Below are 18,816 nucleotides of genomic sequence, written 5' to 3' on the forward strand. Positions count from 1 at the left end.
TTCAGTTGCCGCGGTCGCGGCCACTGCTGACTTCTTCAGGTACATCATGCCCGGCCATGCGCTTGCGAAACAATGCAGCGCGCGCCAGCAGCAGGGTGGTGACCGGCACGGTGATCGACAGCAGGACCGGAATCAGCCAGGCATGCAGCACCGGTGACTCCTTGAGCATCGAGAAGTACAGGATCGAGGCCAGGGCCACGCACCAGGCGCCCAGGGTCGAGGCCAGTGCTGGCGGGTGCATGCGCTGGAAGAAGTCCTTCAGGCGAATCAGGCCGACCGCACCGCTCAGGGCGAACAGGCTGCTGAGCAGCAGCAACACGGCCACCAGCACCTCGACCCACAACGGCAGTTCATTGGCATTGATCATTCGATCACCTCGCCACGCAGAAGGAATTTAGCCAGGGCGAAGGAGCCGACAAAGCCGAACAGCGCGATCAGCAGTGCCCCTTCGAAATAGGTGTCGCTGGCGTAGCGGATACCCAGCACCAGCATCATCAGCATGGCCAGGATATACAGGTAGTCCAGTGCCAGGACCCGGTCCTGCGCCGAAGGTCCGCGAAACAGCCGCCACAGGGTCAGGGCCATGGCCAGGGCGAAGATGAACAGGCTGGCGAGAATGGCATTGGCAAGCAGGCCAGTCATTCGAAGATCTCCATCAGCGGGCGTTCATAGGTGTGCTTGAAGTGCTCGATGAACTGCGCCTCGTCATCCAGATCGAACACATGCAGCAAAAGCACGCTGCGATCCAGTGCCAGCTCCGACCAGATGGTCCCTGGGACCACCGTGGTGATCATCGACAAAGCGGCCAGGCCGTGGGCGTCACGCAGTTCCAGGGGAATGTGCACGAAGCGCGAGCGCGGCGGACGGCGCTTGGCCGACCACACGCCGCGGGCGACCTGCAGGTTGGACACCAGCACATCGACGCCGACCCGCAGGATCAGGCGCACGATGGTGCCCGGGCGGCGAATGCGTACCTGCAGCGGGCGCAGCGGCGCCATCAGCAGTGGCGCAACAACGCCGAGCAGGGCGCCCAGCAGCAGGTTGCCCGGGCTTACCGAGAGGTTCAGCAGCAGCCACAGCAGGCACAGCGACAGCGACAGCAGCGGGGCAGGGAACAGGCGCTTCATGGCTGCACCTCGGTGCTGGCGGCCAGGCTGGTCGGCCCCGGAATCGGTCGGGTGCCGAGCACGGCGCTGACGTATTGCTCGGGGTCCTGCAGGCTGGCGGCGGTGTCCTGGGTATAACGCAGCAACGGCTCGGCGCGCAGGCTGAGCAGCACGCACAAGCCCAGCAGCACCACGATGGGGATGCACTCAAAGCGGCGCAGCAGCGGCGAAGGGCGCTCCTGCGGGGTCCAGAAACGCTGGATGCCAACGCGGGTCATGGCGATCAGCGAAGCCATGCCGGAGAGCACCAGCAACGCCACCAACATCCAGCCGGCGACACTCAACGGCTGCTCCGGCGCCACACCCAGCCCTTGCGGGTTGAACAGTGCGCTGATCAGGCTGAGCTTGCCGATAAAGCCCGAAAGCGGCGGCATGCCGATGATCAGCAGGGCGCAGGCGATAAAGCTCAAGCCGAGGAAGGCCATGGTCCAGGGGATCACCTGGCCGATCACCGCTTTCTGTTCGTCATCGAGGTTGATGCCTTTGGGTGGGTGCAGCGACTCGACGGGCGAGGGCAGGCCGTCGCCTTCATCATCCAGGGGAATCTCGTTGGCCGAGCGCGAGCGCTCGATCAGCTCAGCCAGCAAAAACAGCGCGCACAGCGCCAGGGTCGAGCTGACCAGGTAGAACAGCGCGGCGGCGGTCAGGGTTGCCTGGCCGAAGCCGATGGCCGCCAGCAAGGTGCCGGCCGAGACCAGGATGCTCAGGCTGGCCATGCGCTCCAGGCGCTGCGCGGCCAGTATCGATACCGCCGCGCAGCCCAGGGTGGCGAGGCCGCCGTAGATCAGCCAGTCGCCACCAAAGAACGCCGAAGCACCGGCCTGTCCGGAAAACAGCAAGGTCCACAGGCGCAGTACGGTATAGAAGCCGACCTTGGTCATGATCGCGAACAGCGCGGCCACCGGTGCGCTGGCCGACGAATATGCCGGCACCAGCCAGAAGTTCAGTGGCCAGATCCCGGCCTTGGCCAGGAACGCCGTGGCCAGGATCGCCGCGCCGGCGTGTAGCAGGCCGCGATCGGCCTCTGGTACCAGCGGGATTTTCAGGGCCAGGTCGGCCATGTTCAGGGTGCCCGTTACGCCGTAGAGCATCGCCGCACCGATCAAAAACAGTGACGAGGCCAGCAGGTTGATGGCGATGTAGTGCAGGCCGGCCTTGACCCGCGCGCGCCCCGAGCCATGCAGCATCAGGCCGTAGGAGGCTGCCAGCAACACTTCAAAGAACACGAACAGGTTGAACAGGTCGGCGGTCAGGAAGGCGCCATACAGGCCCATCAGCTGGATCTGGAACAGCGCGTGGAAGCTGGCGCCGGCGCGGTCCCAGCGGGCCATGGCGAACACCAGGGCGCTGACCCCGACGATGCCGGTGAGTACCAGCATCAGGGCCGATAGACGGTCGACCACCAGCACGATGCCGAACGGCGCCGGCCAGTTGCCGGGCAAGTAGACGCCAATCGAGCTGGCCTGGCCCTGACCCTGCACCCATAGCAACAGGGTGATGGCGATACCCAGGCCGAGCAGGCTGGAGATCAGGTTGATGCGCGCCTTGAGCGGCCGGCGTTTTTCCCCGAGCAGCAGCATCAGCGCTGCGGTCAGCAACGGCAGCAGGATGGGTGCGGCGATCAGTTGGTTCATCGCACTCATTCGTTAGGCTCCCGGCCATCGACATGGTCGGTCCCGGTCAGGCCGCGCGAAGCCAGCAGCACCACCAGGAACAGTGCGGTCATGGCGAAGCTGATGACGATCGCGGTGAGCACCAGGGCCTGGGGCAGCGGGTCGGTGTAGTTGAGCAGATCCTGGGGCACGCCGTCCTTGATGATCGGCTCCTTGCCGATGAACAGGCTGCCCATGCTGAAGATGAACAGGTTGACCCCGTACGACAGCAGGCACAGGCCCATGACCACCTGGAAGGTCCGTGGCCGCAGGATCAGCCAGACCCCGGAGGCGGCGAGCACGCCAATGGCGATTGCAATGACTTCTTCCATCAGGCGGCTCCTGCTTGAGTGGGTTTCTGTTGGCTGCCCGGGCGATGACCACGCACCGACTGGTGAGCCAGCGCGGTGAGGATCAGCAGGGTCGAACCGACCACCACGGTGAACACGCCGATATCGAAGAACAGCGCACTGGCCAGGTGGGTGTCACCCAGCAGCGGCAGGTGCAGGTGCGCGGTATGGGTGGTCAGGAACGGGTAGCCGAGCAGCATCGCGCCGACCCCGGTCAGGGTGGCGCAGAGCAGCCCGGTGCCCATCCAGCGCAGCGGTCGCAGGCTCATCTGTGCCTCGACCCACTGGGTGCCGGCCACCATGTACTGGAGGATGAACGCCACCGACATCACCAGGCCGGCAGCAAACCCGCCACCCGGTTGGTTGTGGCCGCGCATGAACAGGTACATCGACACCACCAGGGCGATCGGCAGCAGCAGGCGTACCAGCGCCGCCGGCACCATCATGAAACCCAGCGCGGTGTCGGCCGCGTGGCGCGGGTTGACCAGGTCGGTGACCACGTCCGGGGCCAGCAGGCGCTGCTGCGCCGGCAACTGCATGCTCTCCTTGGGCGGGCGGAAGCGTCGCAGCAGGGCGAACACCGCCAGGGCCACGGCCACCAGCACGGTGATCTCGCCGAGGGTATCGAAGCCGCGGAAGTCCACCAGCATGACGTTGACCACGTTGCTGCCGCCACCTTCGGGCAAGGCCCGGCTCAGGTAGAACGAGGAGATGTCGTTGGGGGTCGGGCGGGTCAGCATGGCATAGGACAGCAGCGCCATGCCGCCACCGACGCCGACCGCCAGCAGCAGGTCGCGCAGGCGGCGCAGGCGTGCGCGCTCCTGGGTGCCCGGCAGCGGCGAGACGCCTTCTATCCGCCGTGGCAGCCAGCGCAGGCCGAGCAGGATCAGCACCGTGGTGACCACCTCGACCACCAGTTGGGTCAGGGCCAGGTCCGGGGCCGAGAACCAGACGAAGGTAATGCAGGTCATCAGGCCGCAGACACTGACCATGGTCAGCGCCGCCAGACGGTGGTACTTGGCCTGCCAGGCAGCGCCCAGGGCGCAGGCAATGGCGATCAGCCAGAGCATGACGAACACACCCGAGCCCGGGATCTTCGGCCGGTCACCCCAGCTCAGGCCGCTGTGCAGCATCGGCAGCAGGCCGGCCAGCAGGGCGATCAGCACCAGCATGAACAGCTGCTTCTGCAGGCGCCGGGTGGTGAACACCCGTTCGAAACGCCGGGCGGTGCGCATGATCAGCACCTGGCCATGTTCGAACAGGCGCTTGCCGTTGAAGCGCTCGATCAGCGGCGGCGACGGGAAACGCCCGAGCTTGAGCTGGTTGCGCAGCAGCAGGTAAAGGATGATGCCGCCGCTCATGGCGATCAGGCTCATGATCAGCGGCGCGTTCCAGCCGTGCCAGATCGCCAGGCTGTACTCGGGCAGGGTGCCGCCCACCACCGGCAAAGCGGCAGCGGCCAGCAGCGGGCCGACCGATTGCGCCGGGAAGATACCGACCACCAGGCAGGTCATCACCAGCAATTCGACCGGCGCGCGCATCCAGCGCGGCGGCTCGTGGGGCGTGTGCGGCAGGTCGGTGGCCGGCGGGCCGAAGAACACGTCGACGGTAAAGCGCAAGGCATAGGCAACGCTGAAGGTACCGGCGAGGGTGGCGATGACCGGCAAGGCCGCTTCGACCCAGGCGGTGGAGCTGATGAATACGGTTTCGGCGAAGAACATCTCTTTGGACAGGAAGCCGTTCATCAATGGCACCCCGGCCATCGCGGCGCTGGCGACCATGGCCAGGGTCGCGGTGAACGGAATGAGCCGGAACAGACCGCTGAGGCGGCGGATGTCGCGGGTGCCGCTTTCGTGGTCGATGATCCCTGCGGCCATGAACAGCGAGGCCTTGAAGGTGGCATGGTTGAGGATGTGAAACACCGCGGCGACCGCTGCCAGCGGGCTGTTCAGGCCCAGCAGCAGGGTGATCAGGCCCAGGTGGCTGATGGTCGAATAGGCCAGCAGGCCCTTGAGGTCGTTCTGGAACATCGCCGCAAAGGCGCCGAGCACCAGGGTGGCGGCGCCGGCGCCGCTGACGATCCAGAACCATTCCTCGGTGCCGGAGAGCGCCGGCCACAGCCGCGCCAGCAGGAATACCCCGGCCTTGACCATGGTCGCCGAGTGCAGGTAGGCCGAGACCGGGGTGGGCGCCGCCATGGCATGGGGCAGCCAGAAGTGGAAGGGGAATTGCGCGCTTTTGCTCAACGCGCCGAGCAGGATCAGGGGTAACAGGACGGGATACAGGGCATGGTTGCGAATCTGCTCACCGGCAGCGAGGACCTTGTCCAGGTCGTAGCTGCCGACCACATGGCCGAGCAGCAGTACCCCCGCCAGCAGGCATAGGCCACCCGCGCCGGTGACCATCAGGGCCATGTAGGCACCGCGGCGGGCGTCGGCGCGATGGTGCCAGTAGCCGATCAACAGGAACGAGAACAGGCTGGTCAGTTCCCAGAAGAATACAATCTGGATCAGGTTGCCGGAAATCACCAGGCCGAGCATGGCACCCATGAACGCCAGGAAAAAGGCAAAGAAGCGCGGTACTGGGTCTTGCGGCGACATGTAGTAGCGCGCGTACAGCGACACCAGGGTACCGATGCCCAGCACCAGCAAGGAGAACAGCCAGGCGAAGCCGTCCATGCGCAGGACCAGGTTCAGGCCCAGGCTCGGCAGCCACAGGAATTCTTCACGGATCACGCCGCCATGGGCGATCTGCGGGTACATCAAAGCGACCTGGACAGTGCCCACCAGGGCGACCAGTCCGGCCAGCAGCGATTCGCTGTTACGTGCGTTGTGCGGCAAGACAGCCGCCAGGCAGCTGCCGACGAACGGCAGAAGCAGTAGCACTATCAAGGACATAGATTTCTAATCTGCAGGAGTTTGTAAGGGATCATACGTGGCGACTGGTCGATCACCAACCCGCAAGCTGTCGCAGAATCCTACAAGAGCGCTGTATCAATCCTTTTTTTTATAACAGTTTTTTTCAAAGGATAGCCTGCATTTGTCGATCAGAGACCCGGTTCGCGTTCTTCGGCGTGGGCCTCGAGAGTCGTCTGCTCTTGGTTACGGCGGCGAAACTTCAGCTCGCTGACCACCACGGCGACGACGATCAGCAAACCCCCAAGCAGGGCCACGCCTGGCAGGCGCTCGCCGGCAATGCGCCCGACGATGCCGGCCCACACCGGTTCACCGGCATAAATCAGCGTGGCACGGGTTGGCGAGACCGATTTCTGTGCCCAGTTCATCGCCACCTGGATCACCGCGCTCATCGCCCCCAGGCCCACGGCGCTGAGCAGCAACAGCCAGGAGAAGTCCGGCAGGCGCTCCTGGGTCGGTACCACCATCATGAACGACAGCGCCGAGGCGGTGGCCAGTTGCACGACGGTTACCCGGCGAACATCCACCTGGCCGGCGTAGCGGCTGATCAGGATGATTTCTGCGGCAATGGCTACGGCGCTGACCAGGGTGGCGATTTCCCCCGGACTGAACTGCAGCGAACCACCACCGGGGCCTGCCAGCAGCATCAGGCCGGCAAACGCCAGGCAGATACCCAGGCTTGGCATCAGGCCCGGGCGGCGGCCCAGCACCAGCCATTGCAGCAAGGGCACGAAGGGTACGTACAGGGCGGTGATGAATGCCGACTGGCTGCTGCTGATGGTTTGCAGGCCAACGGTCTGCAGGCCGTAGCCAAGCATGATCGATACACCGATCAACACCCCGGCTTTGAGTTCGGTAGCGGTCAGGCCCGGCAGCGAGCGGGCCGTCACCAGACCGACGAACAAGGCCGCGGCGGCAAAGCGCAAACCGACGAAGAACATCGGCCCGCTGACCGTCATCACGTTATGCACCAGCAAAAAGGTGCCGCCCCAGAGCATAGTGATAAACACCAGCACCAGTTCGGCCTTGCTCAGCCGGAAGGAAACGGAAGGGCGTTCAGCGGAGTTCGTTGGGGTCATGGCCTTGCACACGGAAGAGGGTCGACGCACAATTGCGGCGAAAGTGGGCAGTATACTGCGCAACCCCTATTGATGAGCAATATAGTGCACAAAGATTCCCCTCAACGCGCCTCGGTGCTTCAGCATGTCAGCCAGAACATTCGTCGCCTGCGCCATGCTGCCCAGTTGAGCCAGAGTGCCCTGGCGCAAAAGTCCGGGGTCAGCCGGCGCATGCTGGTGGCCATAGAGGCCGGCGAAAAGAATGTCAGTCTGACTACTCTGGATCTGATCGCCGAAGCCCTGCAAGTTGCCTTCAGTGACTTGATCAAGGCGCCGGATAACCGCGACCCGAGCCGCATCAACGAACTGGCCTGGGCCGGTGTGCATCCCGGCAGCAAGGCCGTGCTGCTGGCAAGCTCCGCCGCCACCCGGGAGGTCGAACTCTGGGAGTGGCGCCTGGAACCCGGTGAGGTCTACCCCTGCGAGCCCGATACCGATGGCTGGAGCGAGCAGTTGTTTGTGTTCGAAGGCTGCCTGACCCTGGAGGTCGAAGGGCAGCAACAGCGGCTCAATGCTGGCGAGTTCTTCACCTTTGCCAGCAATCGCCGCTATGCCTATCGCAATGACGGCGAGGTGGCGACCCGCTTCGTGCGCAATGTGGTGATCTGAGCCCGCGGCGGGTCACGGCACTCAGCGCTTGGTGTCGGTCAGGTAGTGCTCGGTGGAAATCACCTGGGCGTAGGCGAAGGCCAGCGATGCCATAAAGGCTGCATGCACCTGCGCCGCCGGCACATTGATGCCGTTGAACTCCAGGGCGCGGGTCGCGCAGGCATCGTGAACCACGGTGACGCCATAGCCGTAATCGGCCGCCGCGCGGCAGACGGCATCGATGCACATGTGGCTCATGCTGCCGATCACCGTGACCTCGCTGACGCTCTGCTCATCCAGCAACTGCTTGAGCCCGGTACCCAGGAACGAATTGACCTTGTGCTTGAGCAGCACCGGCTCGCCTGCGCGGTTGGCGGCCTTGGGGTGAATCTGCGCACCTTGCGAGCCCGGGGTGAAGAACGGCGCGTCTTCGGACTCGAACTCGTGGCGTACATGCACCACCAGGTCGCCACGGGCGCGGGCGGCCTCAAGGATGCTGGCGGCGTTGTCGGCTGCCGCATCGGCACCATCCAGAGTCCATTTGCCGCCGGGGAAGTAATCGTTCTGGATATCGATGACGATCAGTGCCTGCTTGCTCATGTCAAAAGCCTCGTGTTGGGGAGTGGTTGTGGCGTGTTGATAGTTATAGGCTTGGACGATGCGCTTGCGGATTGGCGCGAACGACAAATTGGCGGGAAAAACTGACAATGGCAGCGGCGCAGGACACTCTGGAAATTGGCGTGCTGGTTTATCCCGGCGCGCAACTGGCCGCCGTGCATGGCCTGACCGATCTGTTTGCCGTGGCCAACCGCCTGCGCCTGGAGTTGGGGGCGCTGGAGCGGCCCGCATTGCGCGTCAGCCATTGGAGCGAGGGGCCTGATCAGCAACTGCAGGTAACCTTCGACACGCACCCAGGCAGCCTGCACCCGCTGCGGGCCATGATCATCCCGCCGAGCCTGACCCAGGCGCCCTCGCCCGAACTGCTCGATCGCTACTGTGCCAGCCTGCGTCAATGGCATGCGGACGGCGCATTGCTGGTGTCGGTTTGCGTCGGGGTGTTCTTCATCGCCGCCAGCGGCCTGCTTGACGGGCGCCCGGCGACCACCCACTGGAATTTCGCGCAATCACTGGCCGAGCGCTTTGCGCAGGTGCAGGTCGAAGCCAACCTGCCGCTGCTCGATGACGGCGACATCATCACCTCGGCCGGGTTGATGGCCTGGACCGATCTGGGCCTGAAACTGGTCGAGCGTTTCCTGGGCGAAACCCTGGCGGCGGAGACTGCGCGGTTCCTGGCGGTCGAACGGGTCAGCGGCGGGCAGCACCCCGGCAGCGTCTTCAGCCCTCGGCTGGACCACGGCGACGAGGCGGTGCTCAAGGTCCAGCACTGGTTGCAGGGCAGTGGCGCGCGTGAGGTGTCGCTGGCGGCCATGGCCGCGTGTGCCGGCCTTGAGCAGCGCACTTTCCTGCGCCGCTTTCGCAGCGCCACGGGCCTTAAACCCACCGAGTACTGCCAGCAGGTCAGGGTCGGGCGGGCTTGCCGCATGCTTGAGTTCACCAACCGCTCAATCGACCAGATCGCCTGGGGTGTCGGCTATCAGGACCCGGGCGCGTTTCGCAAAGTGTTCTTCAAGGTCACCGGCCTTGCCCCCAGCGACTACCGGCGCCGACTCACCGCTGTGGTGGCTTGATCCTACTTTGGTACAGGCCGGGCTGCGCACTTGGCGTTTTGTTGCCTATTATCCGTTGCAAACAAGACGGAGAACGCCATGAGCGCCCCTGAACAAGCCGAGAGCCCGCCTGCCGATGTGCTGATCATCGGCGGCGGCCTGAGCGCAGCCCTGCTGGCCGCGCAGCTGTTACGCCAAGCCGGCCAGCGCCGTGTACTGGTCGTCGAGCCACGCGATGAACTGGGGCGCGGCGAAGCCTACAGCGCCACGCACCTGGGGCACACCCTCAACGGCAATGCCGCGCGCATGAGTGTCGACCCGGACAACGCCGATGACCTGAGCCAGTGGCTGGGCCAGCACATTGCTGCCGGAGGCTGGCCAGAGTCGGCCGCGCAAGGGGTACCGGTGGCGGAGCTGTTTGCGCCTCGCGGGCTGTTTGGCGAGTATGTCCGTCAGCGCCTGGCCGAGGCGCAGGCGGTGGGTGCGCAGCAGGGCTCGTGGCTTGAGCATGTTCAGGCCGAGGCGCTGGACCTGGCGGTGGATGAACGGGGGCTCAGTGTAAGCCTGGCCGACGGTCGGACCTTGCGCGCCAGCCGGGCCGTCCTGGCCACCGGCATGTTTGCCGCCGCGCGTACTCCCCAGCGCGGCGACAATGCTTTCAACAGCGCCTGTGTGGACCCCTGGGATATCCAGGCCATGCGGTCGATCAACCCAGACGGCCGGGTGGTCATTATCGGTTCCGGGTTGACCATGGTCGACGCGGTGGTGTCGCTGCAGGCAGCCGGCCATCGCGGCCCGATCGAGGTGTTTTCCCGCCACGGGCTGCTGCCTCATGTACGTCGTCAACCGCCGGCATGGGAAGATTTTCTCGCTGCGGACCTGTCACTGCGCAGTCCATTGCAACTGCTGCGGGCCTTGCGCAATCAGTGCCGCCTGGCCCAGCAGCAGGGCATCGACTGGCAGGCGCCCCTGGACACCGTGCGCGTGCATATCGGCAGGCTCTGGAGCCAGGCCAGCGAGCGTCACAAGCGCCAGTTCGTGCGCCATGTGCGGCCCTGGTGGGAGAGCCATCATCATCGATCGCCACCGCCGGGAGCGGCATTGCTGGCGCAGTTGATCGAAGCAGGGCGATTGCGGATTCATGCGGCGTCGTTGCAAGGGGTCGAAACCGGCGCCGACCGCCTGCCGGTGGTCAAGCTGCGCTTTCGCGGGCAAACGCAGGTCGAGCGGATCAGCGCCGACGCCCTGATCAATTCCACCGGTATTGAGTACGACTGGCGCAGGGTGGCCCGGCCCTTGCCGCAGAATTTGCTGCAACGCCGGCTGATCCAGCCGGGGCCGCTGGCCCTGGGCATCGCCGCAAACGCCCAGGGCGCGGTGCAGGATGGCGAGGGCCGCTACAGTTCGCAGCTGTTTGCCATGGGCCCGCCGCTGCGCGGGTTGTGGTGGGAGAGCACATCGGTGACCGACGTGGCCTTGCAGGCCAAGGCGCTGGCGCAGCTTCTGGCCGGCACGGGCCGTTAGTCGTTGGGGTCGGCGCCAGGCTCCAGCAGTTGCGGCCCGGGGCCCTGTTCGCCGAGCTGGTCGTCACAGTTGCGCAGCGGACAGCTTTGCAGCGACATGCAGCCGCAGCCGATGCAGCCGTCGAGCTGGTCGCGCAGCACCATCAGCTTGTCGATGCGCCGGGTCAGGTCCTGGCGCCATTGCTCTGATAGCCGTTGCCAGTCCTTCACGCTCGGTGCACGGCCCACCGGCAGCGTTTGCAACGCGGCATGAATGGTGGCCAAGGGAATACCCAGGCGTTGCGCCATCTTGATTACCGCCACCCGGCGCAGGGTTTCGCGCGGGTAGCGGCGCTGGTTGCCGGCGCTGCGGGTGCTGTAGATCAGGCCTTTGCTTTCGTAGAAATGCAGGGCGGTCACGGCCACGCCGCTGCGCGCCGACAGTTGGCCGACGCTGAGGGCGCTCTGGGCGGTATCGGGCATGACAGGATTTCTCTTGACCTCTAGTTAACTCGAGGTTTTACCCTGCCTGCCATCGCACCGCAAGTGCAAAGGCAGAGGGAGTAGCTTCATGCTGGTTTCAGACAACAGCCTGTGTTTTACCCAGATGATCGAGTTCGAGGTGGCGCCGGATCGTCAACACGCGCTGGCCCAGGCGCTGGTGCTGCGCAGCGAGTACCTTGCCGTGCAGCACAACGGCCTGGTCGCTGCCAGTATCCAGGCCAGCGATGATGGCAGTCGGGTATTGCAATACCTGCAGTGGCGATCGCGTACTGCCTGGGAGGCTGCTGTCAGCAGTTTCGAGCAGGAGCCGTTCCTGCAACTGATTCGCCAGCACCAGGCCAGAAGCGTGAACTTCAATGCCTTCCAGACCCTCAGCAGCCTGGCGCGTACAGCCGAGCACGGGCTGCACTGCCAACTGCCTATGGGCTCAGGAGTACCAGGGTGAATGATGCGGGTAGCGGTCAAGTCGCGCGCCAATGACCATTTCGCTTATCCAGGCACTGAGAATAGAGCTGTAGGCCTTCTGGCTGCGGTCGCTGGACAGTGCGTGGTCGGCGCCGTCGACGATCCGGTGGGTCAGCGAATGGGCACTGACGAAGGCTGAGCGGTAACTCATCAAGGTGCTGTGTGGCACGAAGTCGTCCTGTTCCGACTCCACCAGCAGCACATCGCCGGCAAACTCGGCGCAGGCGCCCAGTGCACGGTTGTCTGCCGGCGCGAGCGGGCGCTGACGGTAGTCGCTCAGACGCTGGCGGTCGAGGGCTTGTTTGGGCAGCTTCCATTCCTCATCCCAGTACAGCGCCGGCACCCGTAATGCCAGCCATTTGACCGGGCGCAAGGCTGTCAGCAAGGTCGCCAGGTAGCCGCCGTAGCTGCTGCCGATCAGGGCGATGGCGCTGCTGTCGACTGCCGGATGACTGACCAGCCGATCGTAGGCGCCAACCAGGTCAGCGAGGTTCTGCTCGCGGGTAACGCTCAGGCGCTGGCTTTCGGTCTTCTCGTGGCCACGCAGGTCGAAGGTCATGCACACGCAGCCAAGGCCGGTGATCTGCTTGGCCCTGGCCAGGTCGCGTTGCTGGCTGCCACCCCAGCCGTGCACAAAGAGGATGGCGGGCACCTTGGCACTGGGGCTGACGATGGTTCCGGCGATGCTTTCGCCATCGACCGGAATCTCGATCGCTTCGCTATGGATGGTCATAGTCGCGGATCCGTGCGTATTTGCAGACTCGTCCGAGTTCACTGTCGTCCCCCTGATAGAAAATCGTCGCATCGGCGGGCAGCTCAGGCGCGTCGAAGGCTTCATGGGTGGAGGCGCGCACGCGCATCAGCGCCGGGTCAGCGGCAAACGCCTGCAGCGCCAGTACCTCGGCACTGCTGGCACCACCGATGCGCCAGGATTGTTCGAGCACGCCGCTGCGCAGCTTGCCCTGGCTGTTAAGGCCGCGTGCCACGTCATAGTTGCGCCGTGAGGCAATAAACCCAGGGAAGCTCTGCAGCGCGGCCTGTTCGTAGGTCCTGGCCTGGGTAATGGCCAGGCGCAGGTGATCTTCCAGTTGCAGTTGCAGCAGGTCGTCGTAGTCACCGCGCACCAGCACCAGGTCCGACCCGCCGTAGATCTCCTCGCCCTGATGGTCGCGGGTCAACTGTTGGGTGCCGTAGTAGCTGCAGAGGATGCCGGCGACCAGGGCCTGGCCGACGCTGAAGGTCTGCACCTGGCTGAGGTTCTCCTCCAGGGTCAGGCCCCAGAGGGCTATTTCCTGTTCATCCATGGCGCCCAGTGCCTGTTCCAGGCCTTTCATGTTGTCGATCACGGATTGCCCGCGGCCTGCGGTGGCGCGTACCGGCTTGAGGCGCAGGGGCCCCTCGCGCAACAGCAATTGTGCGGCGCGCAGGGCATCGTCGAGGCTAAAGACGCTGTAGCCACGAAGCAGCGCATCCTGGGCCAGCCGGGCGAAATCATTGCTCCAGCCCAGCGGAAAACGCGCATCGGCCGCAATCGGGTGGGAAATCGCCTTGGTGGCCATAAACGGCTGGCTGACCAGGCCGCCAAACAGATCGGTCGGTGCGCCAATGCCCATTGCCCGATAGCGTTCGGCACCGATCAGGGTTTCAGTGGGCAGGTAGTAGAAGTTCTGTTTTGCCGTCGGCGGCTGGGCAGGGCTGACCACCTCGGTGTCGAACAACTGCGCGAGCCGTTCGGCGAGCTTGAGGTGCACACTGTGTTCGTGTTCGGGTGTACTTTGACGGGTATCCAGCAGCACCACGCCTTGCTTGCGGTCTGTCGATCGGAGCATGGGCAGATCCTCCCTTGCCGGGCTGTACTGAATGTGAAGTCCATGAGTGGCAGAAGTTCAGGGTGAGTGACTGAAGGATGGTTTTTTAGGTTATATAAATATGAAAATTGATAATTTATAGTTCTATTGGTGGCTGGTGCACTATGGCGTTGCACTTTCCCTACACGGATTTAGGCAACGTCTGCTTTGCATGGCGACGACAACCAGAGAGCCTGCTGTCATGAATGATCTTCCGCTGTATTTCGACTACGCCGCCACGACACCGGTCGACGAGCGAGTCATCCAGGCCATGGTCAGCTGTCTGGGCGCCTCGGGCAATTTTGGCAATCCGGCCTCCAGCTCCCATTGCTACGGGCAGAACGCGCGCACGGCCGTGGAGAATGCCCGTGCCCAGGTTGCCGGGCTGGTGGGTGCGCAGGCCGGGCAGATCGTCTGGACCTCGGGGGCGACCGAATCGAACAACCTGGCGCTCAAGGGCCTCGCCCAGGGGCGCCAGGGTGGTCACATCATTACCAGCCAGATCGAACACAAGGCGGTGCTCGATACCGTTCGCCAGCTTGAGCAAAACGGATTCGAGCTGACCTTGCTCGCGCCCGACGCCCAGGGCCTGATCACAACCGAAGCGCTGCGCGCAGCCCTGCGCGAAGATACCTTCCTGGTTTCACTGATGCTGGTGAATAACGAGCTGGGGACCGTCAACGATATCCCGGCGCTGGCCGAGGTTGTACGCCAGCATGGCGCCTTGCTGCATGTGGACGCGGCGCAAGGGGCGGGCAAGCTGTCGATCGACCTGGCCCGCTGGCCGGTCGACTTGATGTCCTTTTCCGCGCACAAGGTCTATGGGCCCAAAGGCATTGGCGCCTTGTATGTAGGAGAGCGCGCCAGGCCCTTGCTGCAAGCGCAGATCCACGGCGGCGGGCACGAAGGCGGGCTGCGCTCCGGGACGCTGGCAACGCACCAGATCGTCGGCATGGGCGAGGCGTTTGCCGTGGCCCAGGCGCTGCTTGAAGACGAAACCCGGCGCATCGCTCATCTGCAGCAGCGCTTGCTCGATCAGTTGCTGAGCGTGCCCGGAGTGAAGCTCAACGGCAGTGCCGGGCAACGCATCGCGCATACCCTGAGTCTTACCTTCGGCGCTGACGTTCCCGATTTTTCGACGTTGGCCCAGACCTTGGCATTTTCTTCGACCTCAGCCTGCAATTCGGCGAGCAATGCAGCGTCCCACGTGCTTCTTGCGCTGGGGCTCGAGCCGCAGGCCGCGCGCCAGACCCTTCGCCTGAGCCTGGGCCGCTACACCCGGGCAGAAGACATCGACCAGGCAATCCGCGCGATAAAGGCCTCGTTACAATCACAACCCTTCTGGGCGGTTGCCCAGGGCTGAAGCCTGTTCCATTATCAGCGCCTATAACAATGGATGCCGTGGTAGCAGGAGTCAGCATGAACACTCAGTCTTCAACGCAGGAAGCGGTGAATACGCGCCTGGAACGTATTCGTGAAGTGATGCAGCGCGAAGGCGTCGATGCCCTGTTGGTGCCTTCGGCCGACCCGCACCTTTCCGAATACCTGCCCGGTTATTGGCAGGCCAGGCAATGGTTGTCCGGGTTCCATGGCTCGGTCGGCACCTTGATCGTCAGCGCCGACTTCGCCGGCCTGTGGGCGGACAGCCGCTATTGGGAACAGGCAGAAAAGGAACTGGCGGGCACTACCATCGAACTGGTGAAGTTGCTGCCAGGCAAGCCCGGTCCGCTGGACTGGCTGGCCGAGCAGGCCCCTGAAGGCGGCGTGGTTGCGGTCGACGGCGCGGTCATGGCCCTGGCATCTGCACGCCAGCTGGGCGAGCGGCTCAAGGCGCGCAACGTGCGTTTGTTAAGTGATAGGGATCTGCTCGGGCAAATCTGGGCTGACCGCCCGGCGCTGCCGGAAAACCCGGTGTACCAGCACCTGCCGCCCGAAGCCACGGTCAGTCGTGCCGAAAAGCTGGCCAACCTGCGTCAGGCCATGGGCGAGCGTGGCGCCGACTGGCACTTCATCGCCACTCTGGACGACATCGCCTGGCTGTTCAACCTGCGCGGCAGTGACGTTTCCTACAATCCGGTGTTCGTTTCCTTTGCCCTGATCAGCCAAGGTCAGGCCACCCTGTTCGTCGCCCTGAACAAGGTCGACGAACATTTGCGTCATGTGCTGGAAGTCGACGGCATCCGTTTGCGCGACTATGCCGAGGTTGCCTCGGCACTGGCCGCGATTCCCGCTGGCGCCAGCCTGCTGATCGACCCGGCGCGAGTTACCAGTGGCCTGTTGGCCAATGCCGCCAATGGCGTTCGCCTGGTAGAAGGGTTGAACCCGACCACGCTGGCCAAGTCGCAGAAAAGCGCAGCCGACCTTGCACATATCCGCAAGGCCATGGAGCAAGATGGCGCGGCGCTGTGCGAATTCTTCGCCTGGTTCGAGGCGGCCCAGGGGCGCGGCGAGCCGATCACCGAGCTAAGCGTGGATGAACAGCTCAGTGCTTCGCGTGCACGTCGCCCGGGGTTCGTCTCGCTGAGCTTCTCGACCATCGCCGCCTTCAATGCCAATGGCGCCATGCCGCATTACCGGGCAACCGACGAATCCCACGCGCGCATTGAAGGCGATGGTCTGTTGCTGATCGATTCCGGCGGACAGTACCTGGGCGGGACTACCGACATCACCCGGATGGTGCCGATAGGCAACCCCTCTGTTGAACAAAAACAGGACTGCACCCGGGTACTCAAAGGTGTCATTGCATTGTCCCGCGCGCGTTTCCCTCGCGGCATCCTGTCGCCACTGCTCGATGCCATAGCTCGTGCGCCCATCTGGGCGGAGCAGGTCGACTACGGTCATGGCACAGGGCATGGTGTCGGCTACTTCATGAATGTGCATGAAGGGCCGCAGGTGATTGCCTATCAGGCCGCCGCCGCGCCACAGACCGCCATGCAGGCGGGAATGATCACCTCGATCGAGCCCGGTACCTATCGTCCCGGCGAGTGGGGCGTGCGTATCGAGAATCTGGTGTTCAACCGTGAGGTGGGCAAAAGCGCGTTTGGCGACTTTCTCGAGTTTGAAACCCTGACGCTGTGTCCGATCGATACCCGCTGCCTGCTGACGCAGCGATTGAGTAGTGAGGAGCGTGACTGGCTCAATGGCTATCACGCAGAGGTACGCAAGCGCCTTTCGCCATTGTTGGAGGGGCCTGCGTTGCGTTGGTTGCAGGTTCGTACGGAATCGATCTGATATCTAGACGGCAGTGACAGCAAGGGCAGCCTGTGGGCTGCCCTTGTTTTTTGATCAGCTTACTTGCAGATGACGATCATGCTGCGGCTGGTGTAGCCAGCAGGGTTGAGGCCAAAAGGATAGTCACCGGGCTCGGCATCGCCGTCACCTGAACGGGCAATGACTTTATAGCCTTTGCTGCCGCAGGAGGCTTCGGCCTTGGCGTAGCATTTGTCCCAAGATGAAGACAGGCCAGAGCAGTTGATGTGCAGGCCTTTCTTGCCTCGTTTGACTTCGGTGCTCGCCGTCGCCGCACACCCCGCGATGGCCAAAATGGCTAGGATGAGCAAAATTCGTTTCATTCCTGTCCTTAATGCGTACCGGGTCTACCGCCCGTGTCTAATTTCCCGTGCTTCGTCCCTGATGCCTCTTCGCGTCCCTGTCTTGTCAATTAGATATCTTTAAGGTTGACGTTATATGACAGCTTAAAGATGGTGGAAGTCCGGCACAATGACCAGCGTCTATTTAAATGCAAATATTTCTCAAATCAGTCAGCGGCAACCAGCGCCGGGCGTTCCTTGCGCAGTGACAGAGTGGCGCCGACTGAGGCAGTAATGATTGCGGCAATAGCCAGCCATTGCGCTACGGTCAGCACTTCGCCCAGGAACAGCAAGCCTGATAGTGCGCCGAACGCGGGTTCGATACTCATCAAGGTGCCGAAGGTCCGGGCGGGCATGCGTGTCAGGGCGACCATTTCCAGGCTGTAGGGCAGGGCCGTGGAGAGTATCGCCACGCCCAGGGCGATAGGCAGCAGCGAGGGGGTCAACAGCGCACTGCCGGCGTGAGCGATGCCGATGGGGGCGACGAGCAGCGCGGCAATCATCACGCCCAGAGCGGCGGTCTGGATGCCGTTCTCGGCACCGGCCTTTTGCCCATATAGAATGTACAGCGCCCAGCACACGCCGGCGCCCAATGCGTAGCCTGCGCCAGCCAGGTCGATGCCGGCGCTGGTCTGGCCGATGGGAATCAACAGCAGCAAACCAATTACCGCCAGGCCGATCCAGAGAAAATCCACGACCCGTCGCGACGCGTACAGGGCAACGGCTAGCGGGCCGGTAAACTCCAAGGCGACGGCAATGCCCAGTGGCACGGTGCGCAGCGACATATAGAAGAGGAAATTCATCCCGCCCAGGGCCATTCCGTAGATGATCACGGTGCGCAGGGTGCTGGCACTGAGCCTGGCGCGCCAGGGGCGCAGCAGCAACAGCATGATGATGCTGGCAAAGATCAGGCGCAGGGTGGTGGTGCCTTGTGCGCCCACTACCGGGAACATGCTCTTGGCCAGCGAGGCCCCGGACTGGATCGAGGCCATGGCGATCAGCAGCAAGCCAATAGGGAAGAGAGTGGCGGCCAGGCTGCGGGGTTGGCTATTCATTGCGGGAGGGCATTCCTTATATAGGTACTAGCGCGGGCAGACTATGATGCGCAAAGGCCCAAAAATGAGCAATATACTGCTCATTATTCTTTTGTTCGGGGTTTTCTGAATTAACCCTTGACGTCCGATTTAATCTCTCTATAATTCGCCCCACTTCCGGCGCAGTCGGAACTGAAAACTCCTTGAGTTTCAAAGAGTTAGCGGTTCCAGGGTCATCCGGAGGTGCTTCGATCGAAAGATCGGCAGCGGTGAAAAAGGCAGTTGACAGCGGTTTGAAACGCTGTAGAATTCGCCTCCCGCTGACGAGAGATCGCAGCGAGTCAAGTGGTTGAAGTTGAACGAAAAACTTCAAAATAAACGCTTGACAGGCCCTGAGGAAAGCGTAGAATGCGCGCCT

General features: G+C 63.6%; 20 protein-coding genes. 6 read left to right on the top strand and 14 right to left on the bottom strand.

All coding sequences use genetic code 11. The features are described from left to right. Position 1: 1 nt before the first annotated feature. From ACIOVF_RS23735 to ACIOVF_RS23765, 7 genes are all read right to left on the bottom strand, one after another. Positions 2-367 carry a Na+/H+ antiporter subunit G gene (locus ACIOVF_RS23735; protein ID WP_045202065.1) on the bottom strand — a complete coding sequence of 122 codons (366 nt, stop codon included), beginning with the start codon at positions 365-367 and terminating at the stop codon, positions 2-4. Further along, positions 364-642 (bottom strand): K+/H+ antiporter subunit F, encoded by a 279-nt coding sequence (locus ACIOVF_RS23740; protein WP_038996132.1) that lies wholly within the window; start codon positions 640-642, stop codon positions 364-366. Before ACIOVF_RS23740 ends, ACIOVF_RS23735 begins: the two co-directional genes overlap by 4 nt. Beyond that, positions 639-1,127 (bottom strand): Na+/H+ antiporter subunit E, encoded by a 489-nt coding sequence (locus ACIOVF_RS23745; RefSeq protein WP_045202063.1) that lies wholly within the window; start codon positions 1,125-1,127, stop codon positions 639-641. The genes ACIOVF_RS23740 and ACIOVF_RS23745 overlap by 4 nt, the downstream gene beginning before the upstream one ends. Then, a complete protein-coding gene (locus ACIOVF_RS23750) occupies positions 1,124-2,809 on the bottom strand; it encodes a monovalent cation/H+ antiporter subunit D (RefSeq protein WP_045202061.1) in 1,686 nt (561 codons plus the stop codon). Before ACIOVF_RS23750 ends, ACIOVF_RS23745 begins: the two co-directional genes overlap by 4 nt. Beyond that, positions 2,806-3,150 carry a Na+/H+ antiporter subunit C gene (locus ACIOVF_RS23755; RefSeq protein WP_010224297.1) on the bottom strand — a complete coding sequence of 115 codons (345 nt, stop codon included), beginning with the start codon at positions 3,148-3,150 and terminating at the stop codon, positions 2,806-2,808. The genes ACIOVF_RS23750 and ACIOVF_RS23755 overlap by 4 nt, the downstream gene beginning before the upstream one ends. Then, the gene (locus ACIOVF_RS23760; protein ID WP_401292842.1) at positions 3,150-6,065 is read right to left on the bottom strand and encodes a monovalent cation/H+ antiporter subunit A; all 2,916 of its coding nucleotides are present in this window, start codon (positions 6,063-6,065) and stop codon (positions 3,150-3,152) included. Before ACIOVF_RS23760 ends, ACIOVF_RS23755 begins: the two co-directional genes overlap by 1 nt. A gap of 149 nt (positions 6,066-6,214) precedes the next feature. Continuing rightward, positions 6,215-7,162 carry a DMT family transporter gene (locus ACIOVF_RS23765; protein WP_258597151.1) on the bottom strand — a complete coding sequence of 316 codons (948 nt, stop codon included), beginning with the start codon at positions 7,160-7,162 and terminating at the stop codon, positions 6,215-6,217. An 84-nt stretch (positions 7,163-7,246) separates the two neighbouring features. Here ACIOVF_RS23765 and ACIOVF_RS23770 point away from each other — a divergent pair, with 84 nt between their 5' ends. Next, positions 7,247-7,810: a helix-turn-helix domain-containing protein gene (locus ACIOVF_RS23770; RefSeq protein ID WP_401292846.1), complete on the top strand. Its 564-nt coding sequence runs from the start codon at positions 7,247-7,249 to the stop codon at positions 7,808-7,810. Between the two features lie 21 nt (positions 7,811-7,831). Here the strand turns inward: ACIOVF_RS23770 and ACIOVF_RS23775 are convergent, their stop codons facing one another. Then, a complete protein-coding gene (locus tag ACIOVF_RS23775; RefSeq protein ID WP_401292849.1) occupies positions 7,832-8,389 on the bottom strand; it encodes a cysteine hydrolase family protein in 558 nt (185 codons plus the stop codon). Positions 8,390-8,496: 107 nt separating this feature from the next. Between ACIOVF_RS23775 and ACIOVF_RS23780 the strand changes: the two genes are divergently transcribed. Both ACIOVF_RS23780 and ACIOVF_RS23785 read left to right on the top strand, forming a co-directional pair. Beyond that, positions 8,497-9,477, top strand: a complete 981-nt coding sequence (locus ACIOVF_RS23780; protein ID WP_093385108.1) for a GlxA family transcriptional regulator — start codon at positions 8,497-8,499, stop codon at positions 9,475-9,477. A 78-nt stretch (positions 9,478-9,555) separates the two neighbouring features. Further along, positions 9,556-10,980, top strand: a complete 1,425-nt coding sequence (locus ACIOVF_RS23785; RefSeq protein WP_401292852.1) for an FAD/NAD(P)-binding protein — start codon at positions 9,556-9,558, stop codon at positions 10,978-10,980. Here the strand turns inward: ACIOVF_RS23785 and soxR are convergent. Beyond that, on the bottom strand, positions 10,977-11,441 hold the full coding sequence (gene soxR, locus ACIOVF_RS23790; protein WP_401292855.1) for a redox-sensitive transcriptional activator SoxR: 465 nt from the start codon (positions 11,439-11,441) through the stop codon (positions 10,977-10,979). The genes ACIOVF_RS23785 and soxR overlap by 4 nt on opposite strands. Positions 11,442-11,529: 88 nt before the next feature. On the opposite strand from soxR, the gene ACIOVF_RS23795 reads away from it, so the two are divergent. Next, a complete protein-coding gene (locus tag ACIOVF_RS23795; protein WP_123568370.1) occupies positions 11,530-11,907 on the top strand; it encodes an antibiotic biosynthesis monooxygenase in 378 nt (125 codons plus the stop codon). Here ACIOVF_RS23795 and ACIOVF_RS23800 read toward each other — a convergent pair. Together ACIOVF_RS23800 and ACIOVF_RS23805 are read right to left on the bottom strand one after the other, a co-directional pair. After that, entirely contained in the window at positions 11,890-12,660 is a 771-nt protein-coding gene (locus tag ACIOVF_RS23800; RefSeq protein WP_045202044.1) for a S9 family peptidase, read from the bottom strand. The genes ACIOVF_RS23795 and ACIOVF_RS23800 overlap by 18 nt on opposite strands. Further along, positions 12,647-13,756 carry a DUF3182 family protein gene (locus ACIOVF_RS23805; RefSeq protein ID WP_401292859.1) on the bottom strand — a complete coding sequence of 370 codons (1,110 nt, stop codon included), beginning with the start codon at positions 13,754-13,756 and terminating at the stop codon, positions 12,647-12,649. Before ACIOVF_RS23805 ends, ACIOVF_RS23800 begins: the two co-directional genes overlap by 14 nt. Before the next feature lie 220 nt (positions 13,757-13,976). Here ACIOVF_RS23805 and ACIOVF_RS23810 point away from each other — a divergent pair, with 220 nt between their 5' ends. Both ACIOVF_RS23810 and ACIOVF_RS23815 read left to right on the top strand, forming a co-directional pair. Next, entirely contained in the window at positions 13,977-15,137 is a 1,161-nt protein-coding gene (locus ACIOVF_RS23810; RefSeq protein ID WP_045202041.1) for a cysteine desulfurase family protein, read from the top strand. A gap of 56 nt (positions 15,138-15,193) precedes the next feature. Next, positions 15,194-17,005: an aminopeptidase P family protein gene (locus ACIOVF_RS23815; protein WP_045202038.1), complete on the top strand. Its 1,812-nt coding sequence runs from the start codon at positions 15,194-15,196 to the stop codon at positions 17,003-17,005. Positions 17,006-17,064: 59 nt separating this feature from the next. On the opposite strand, the gene ACIOVF_RS23820 is transcribed toward ACIOVF_RS23815, so the two are convergent. The 3 genes from ACIOVF_RS23820 to ACIOVF_RS23830 all read right to left on the bottom strand — a co-directional run. Beyond that, entirely contained in the window at positions 17,065-17,346 is a 282-nt protein-coding gene (locus ACIOVF_RS23820) for a hypothetical protein (protein WP_045202036.1), read from the bottom strand. Between the two features lie 185 nt (positions 17,347-17,531). Beyond that, positions 17,532-18,419: a threonine/homoserine exporter RhtA gene (gene rhtA, locus ACIOVF_RS23825; RefSeq protein WP_401292864.1), complete on the bottom strand. Its 888-nt coding sequence runs from the start codon at positions 18,417-18,419 to the stop codon at positions 17,532-17,534. Positions 18,420-18,435: 16 nt separating this feature from the next. Beyond that, positions 18,436-18,816: hypothetical protein (locus tag ACIOVF_RS23830; RefSeq protein ID WP_401292867.1), on the bottom strand; the 381-nt coding region annotated here is incomplete at its 5' end.

Origin of the sequence: Pseudomonas sp. NPDC087612, from assembly GCF_044743505.1 — a bacterium.
Lineage (GTDB): Bacteria > Pseudomonadota > Gammaproteobacteria > Pseudomonadales > Pseudomonadaceae > Aquipseudomonas.

Excerpts from the sequence above, each read along its gene's own strand:
- ACIOVF_RS23735 (WP_045202065.1), bottom strand. The coding sequence starts at position 367 with ATGATCAATGCCAATGAACTGCCGTTGTGGGTCGAGGTGCTGGTGGCC.
- ACIOVF_RS23740 (WP_038996132.1), bottom strand. The coding sequence starts at position 642 with ATGACTGGCCTGCTTGCCAATGCCATTCTCGCCAGCCTGTTCATCTTC.
- ACIOVF_RS23745 (WP_045202063.1), bottom strand. The coding sequence starts at position 1,127 with ATGAAGCGCCTGTTCCCTGCCCCGCTGCTGTCGCTGTCGCTGTGCCTG.
- ACIOVF_RS23750 (WP_045202061.1), bottom strand. The coding sequence starts at position 2,809 with ATGAGTGCGATGAACCAACTGATCGCCGCACCCATCCTGCTGCCGTTG.
- ACIOVF_RS23755 (WP_010224297.1), bottom strand. The coding sequence starts at position 3,150 with ATGGAAGAAGTCATTGCAATCGCCATTGGCGTGCTCGCCGCCTCCGGG.
- ACIOVF_RS23760 (WP_401292842.1), bottom strand. The coding sequence starts at position 6,065 with ATGTCCTTGATAGTGCTACTGCTTCTGCCGTTCGTCGGCAGCTGCCTG.
- ACIOVF_RS23765 (WP_258597151.1), bottom strand. The coding sequence starts at position 7,162 with ATGACCCCAACGAACTCCGCTGAACGCCCTTCCGTTTCCTTCCGGCTG.
- ACIOVF_RS23775 (WP_401292849.1), bottom strand. The coding sequence starts at position 8,389 with ATGAGCAAGCAGGCACTGATCGTCATCGATATCCAGAACGATTACTTC.
- ACIOVF_RS23780 (WP_093385108.1), top strand. The coding sequence starts at position 8,497 with ATGGCAGCGGCGCAGGACACTCTGGAAATTGGCGTGCTGGTTTATCCC.
- ACIOVF_RS23785 (WP_401292852.1), top strand. The coding sequence starts at position 9,556 with ATGAGCGCCCCTGAACAAGCCGAGAGCCCGCCTGCCGATGTGCTGATC.
- soxR (WP_401292855.1), bottom strand. The coding sequence starts at position 11,441 with ATGCCCGATACCGCCCAGAGCGCCCTCAGCGTCGGCCAACTGTCGGCG.
- ACIOVF_RS23795 (WP_123568370.1), top strand. The coding sequence starts at position 11,530 with ATGCTGGTTTCAGACAACAGCCTGTGTTTTACCCAGATGATCGAGTTC.
- ACIOVF_RS23800 (WP_045202044.1), bottom strand. The coding sequence starts at position 12,660 with ATGACCATCCATAGCGAAGCGATCGAGATTCCGGTCGATGGCGAAAGC.
- ACIOVF_RS23805 (WP_401292859.1), bottom strand. The coding sequence starts at position 13,756 with ATGCTCCGATCGACAGACCGCAAGCAAGGCGTGGTGCTGCTGGATACC.
- ACIOVF_RS23810 (WP_045202041.1), top strand. The coding sequence starts at position 13,977 with ATGAATGATCTTCCGCTGTATTTCGACTACGCCGCCACGACACCGGTC.
- ACIOVF_RS23815 (WP_045202038.1), top strand. The coding sequence starts at position 15,194 with ATGAACACTCAGTCTTCAACGCAGGAAGCGGTGAATACGCGCCTGGAA.
- ACIOVF_RS23820 (WP_045202036.1), bottom strand. The coding sequence starts at position 17,346 with ATGAAACGAATTTTGCTCATCCTAGCCATTTTGGCCATCGCGGGGTGT.
- rhtA (WP_401292864.1), bottom strand. The coding sequence starts at position 18,419 with ATGAATAGCCAACCCCGCAGCCTGGCCGCCACTCTCTTCCCTATTGGC.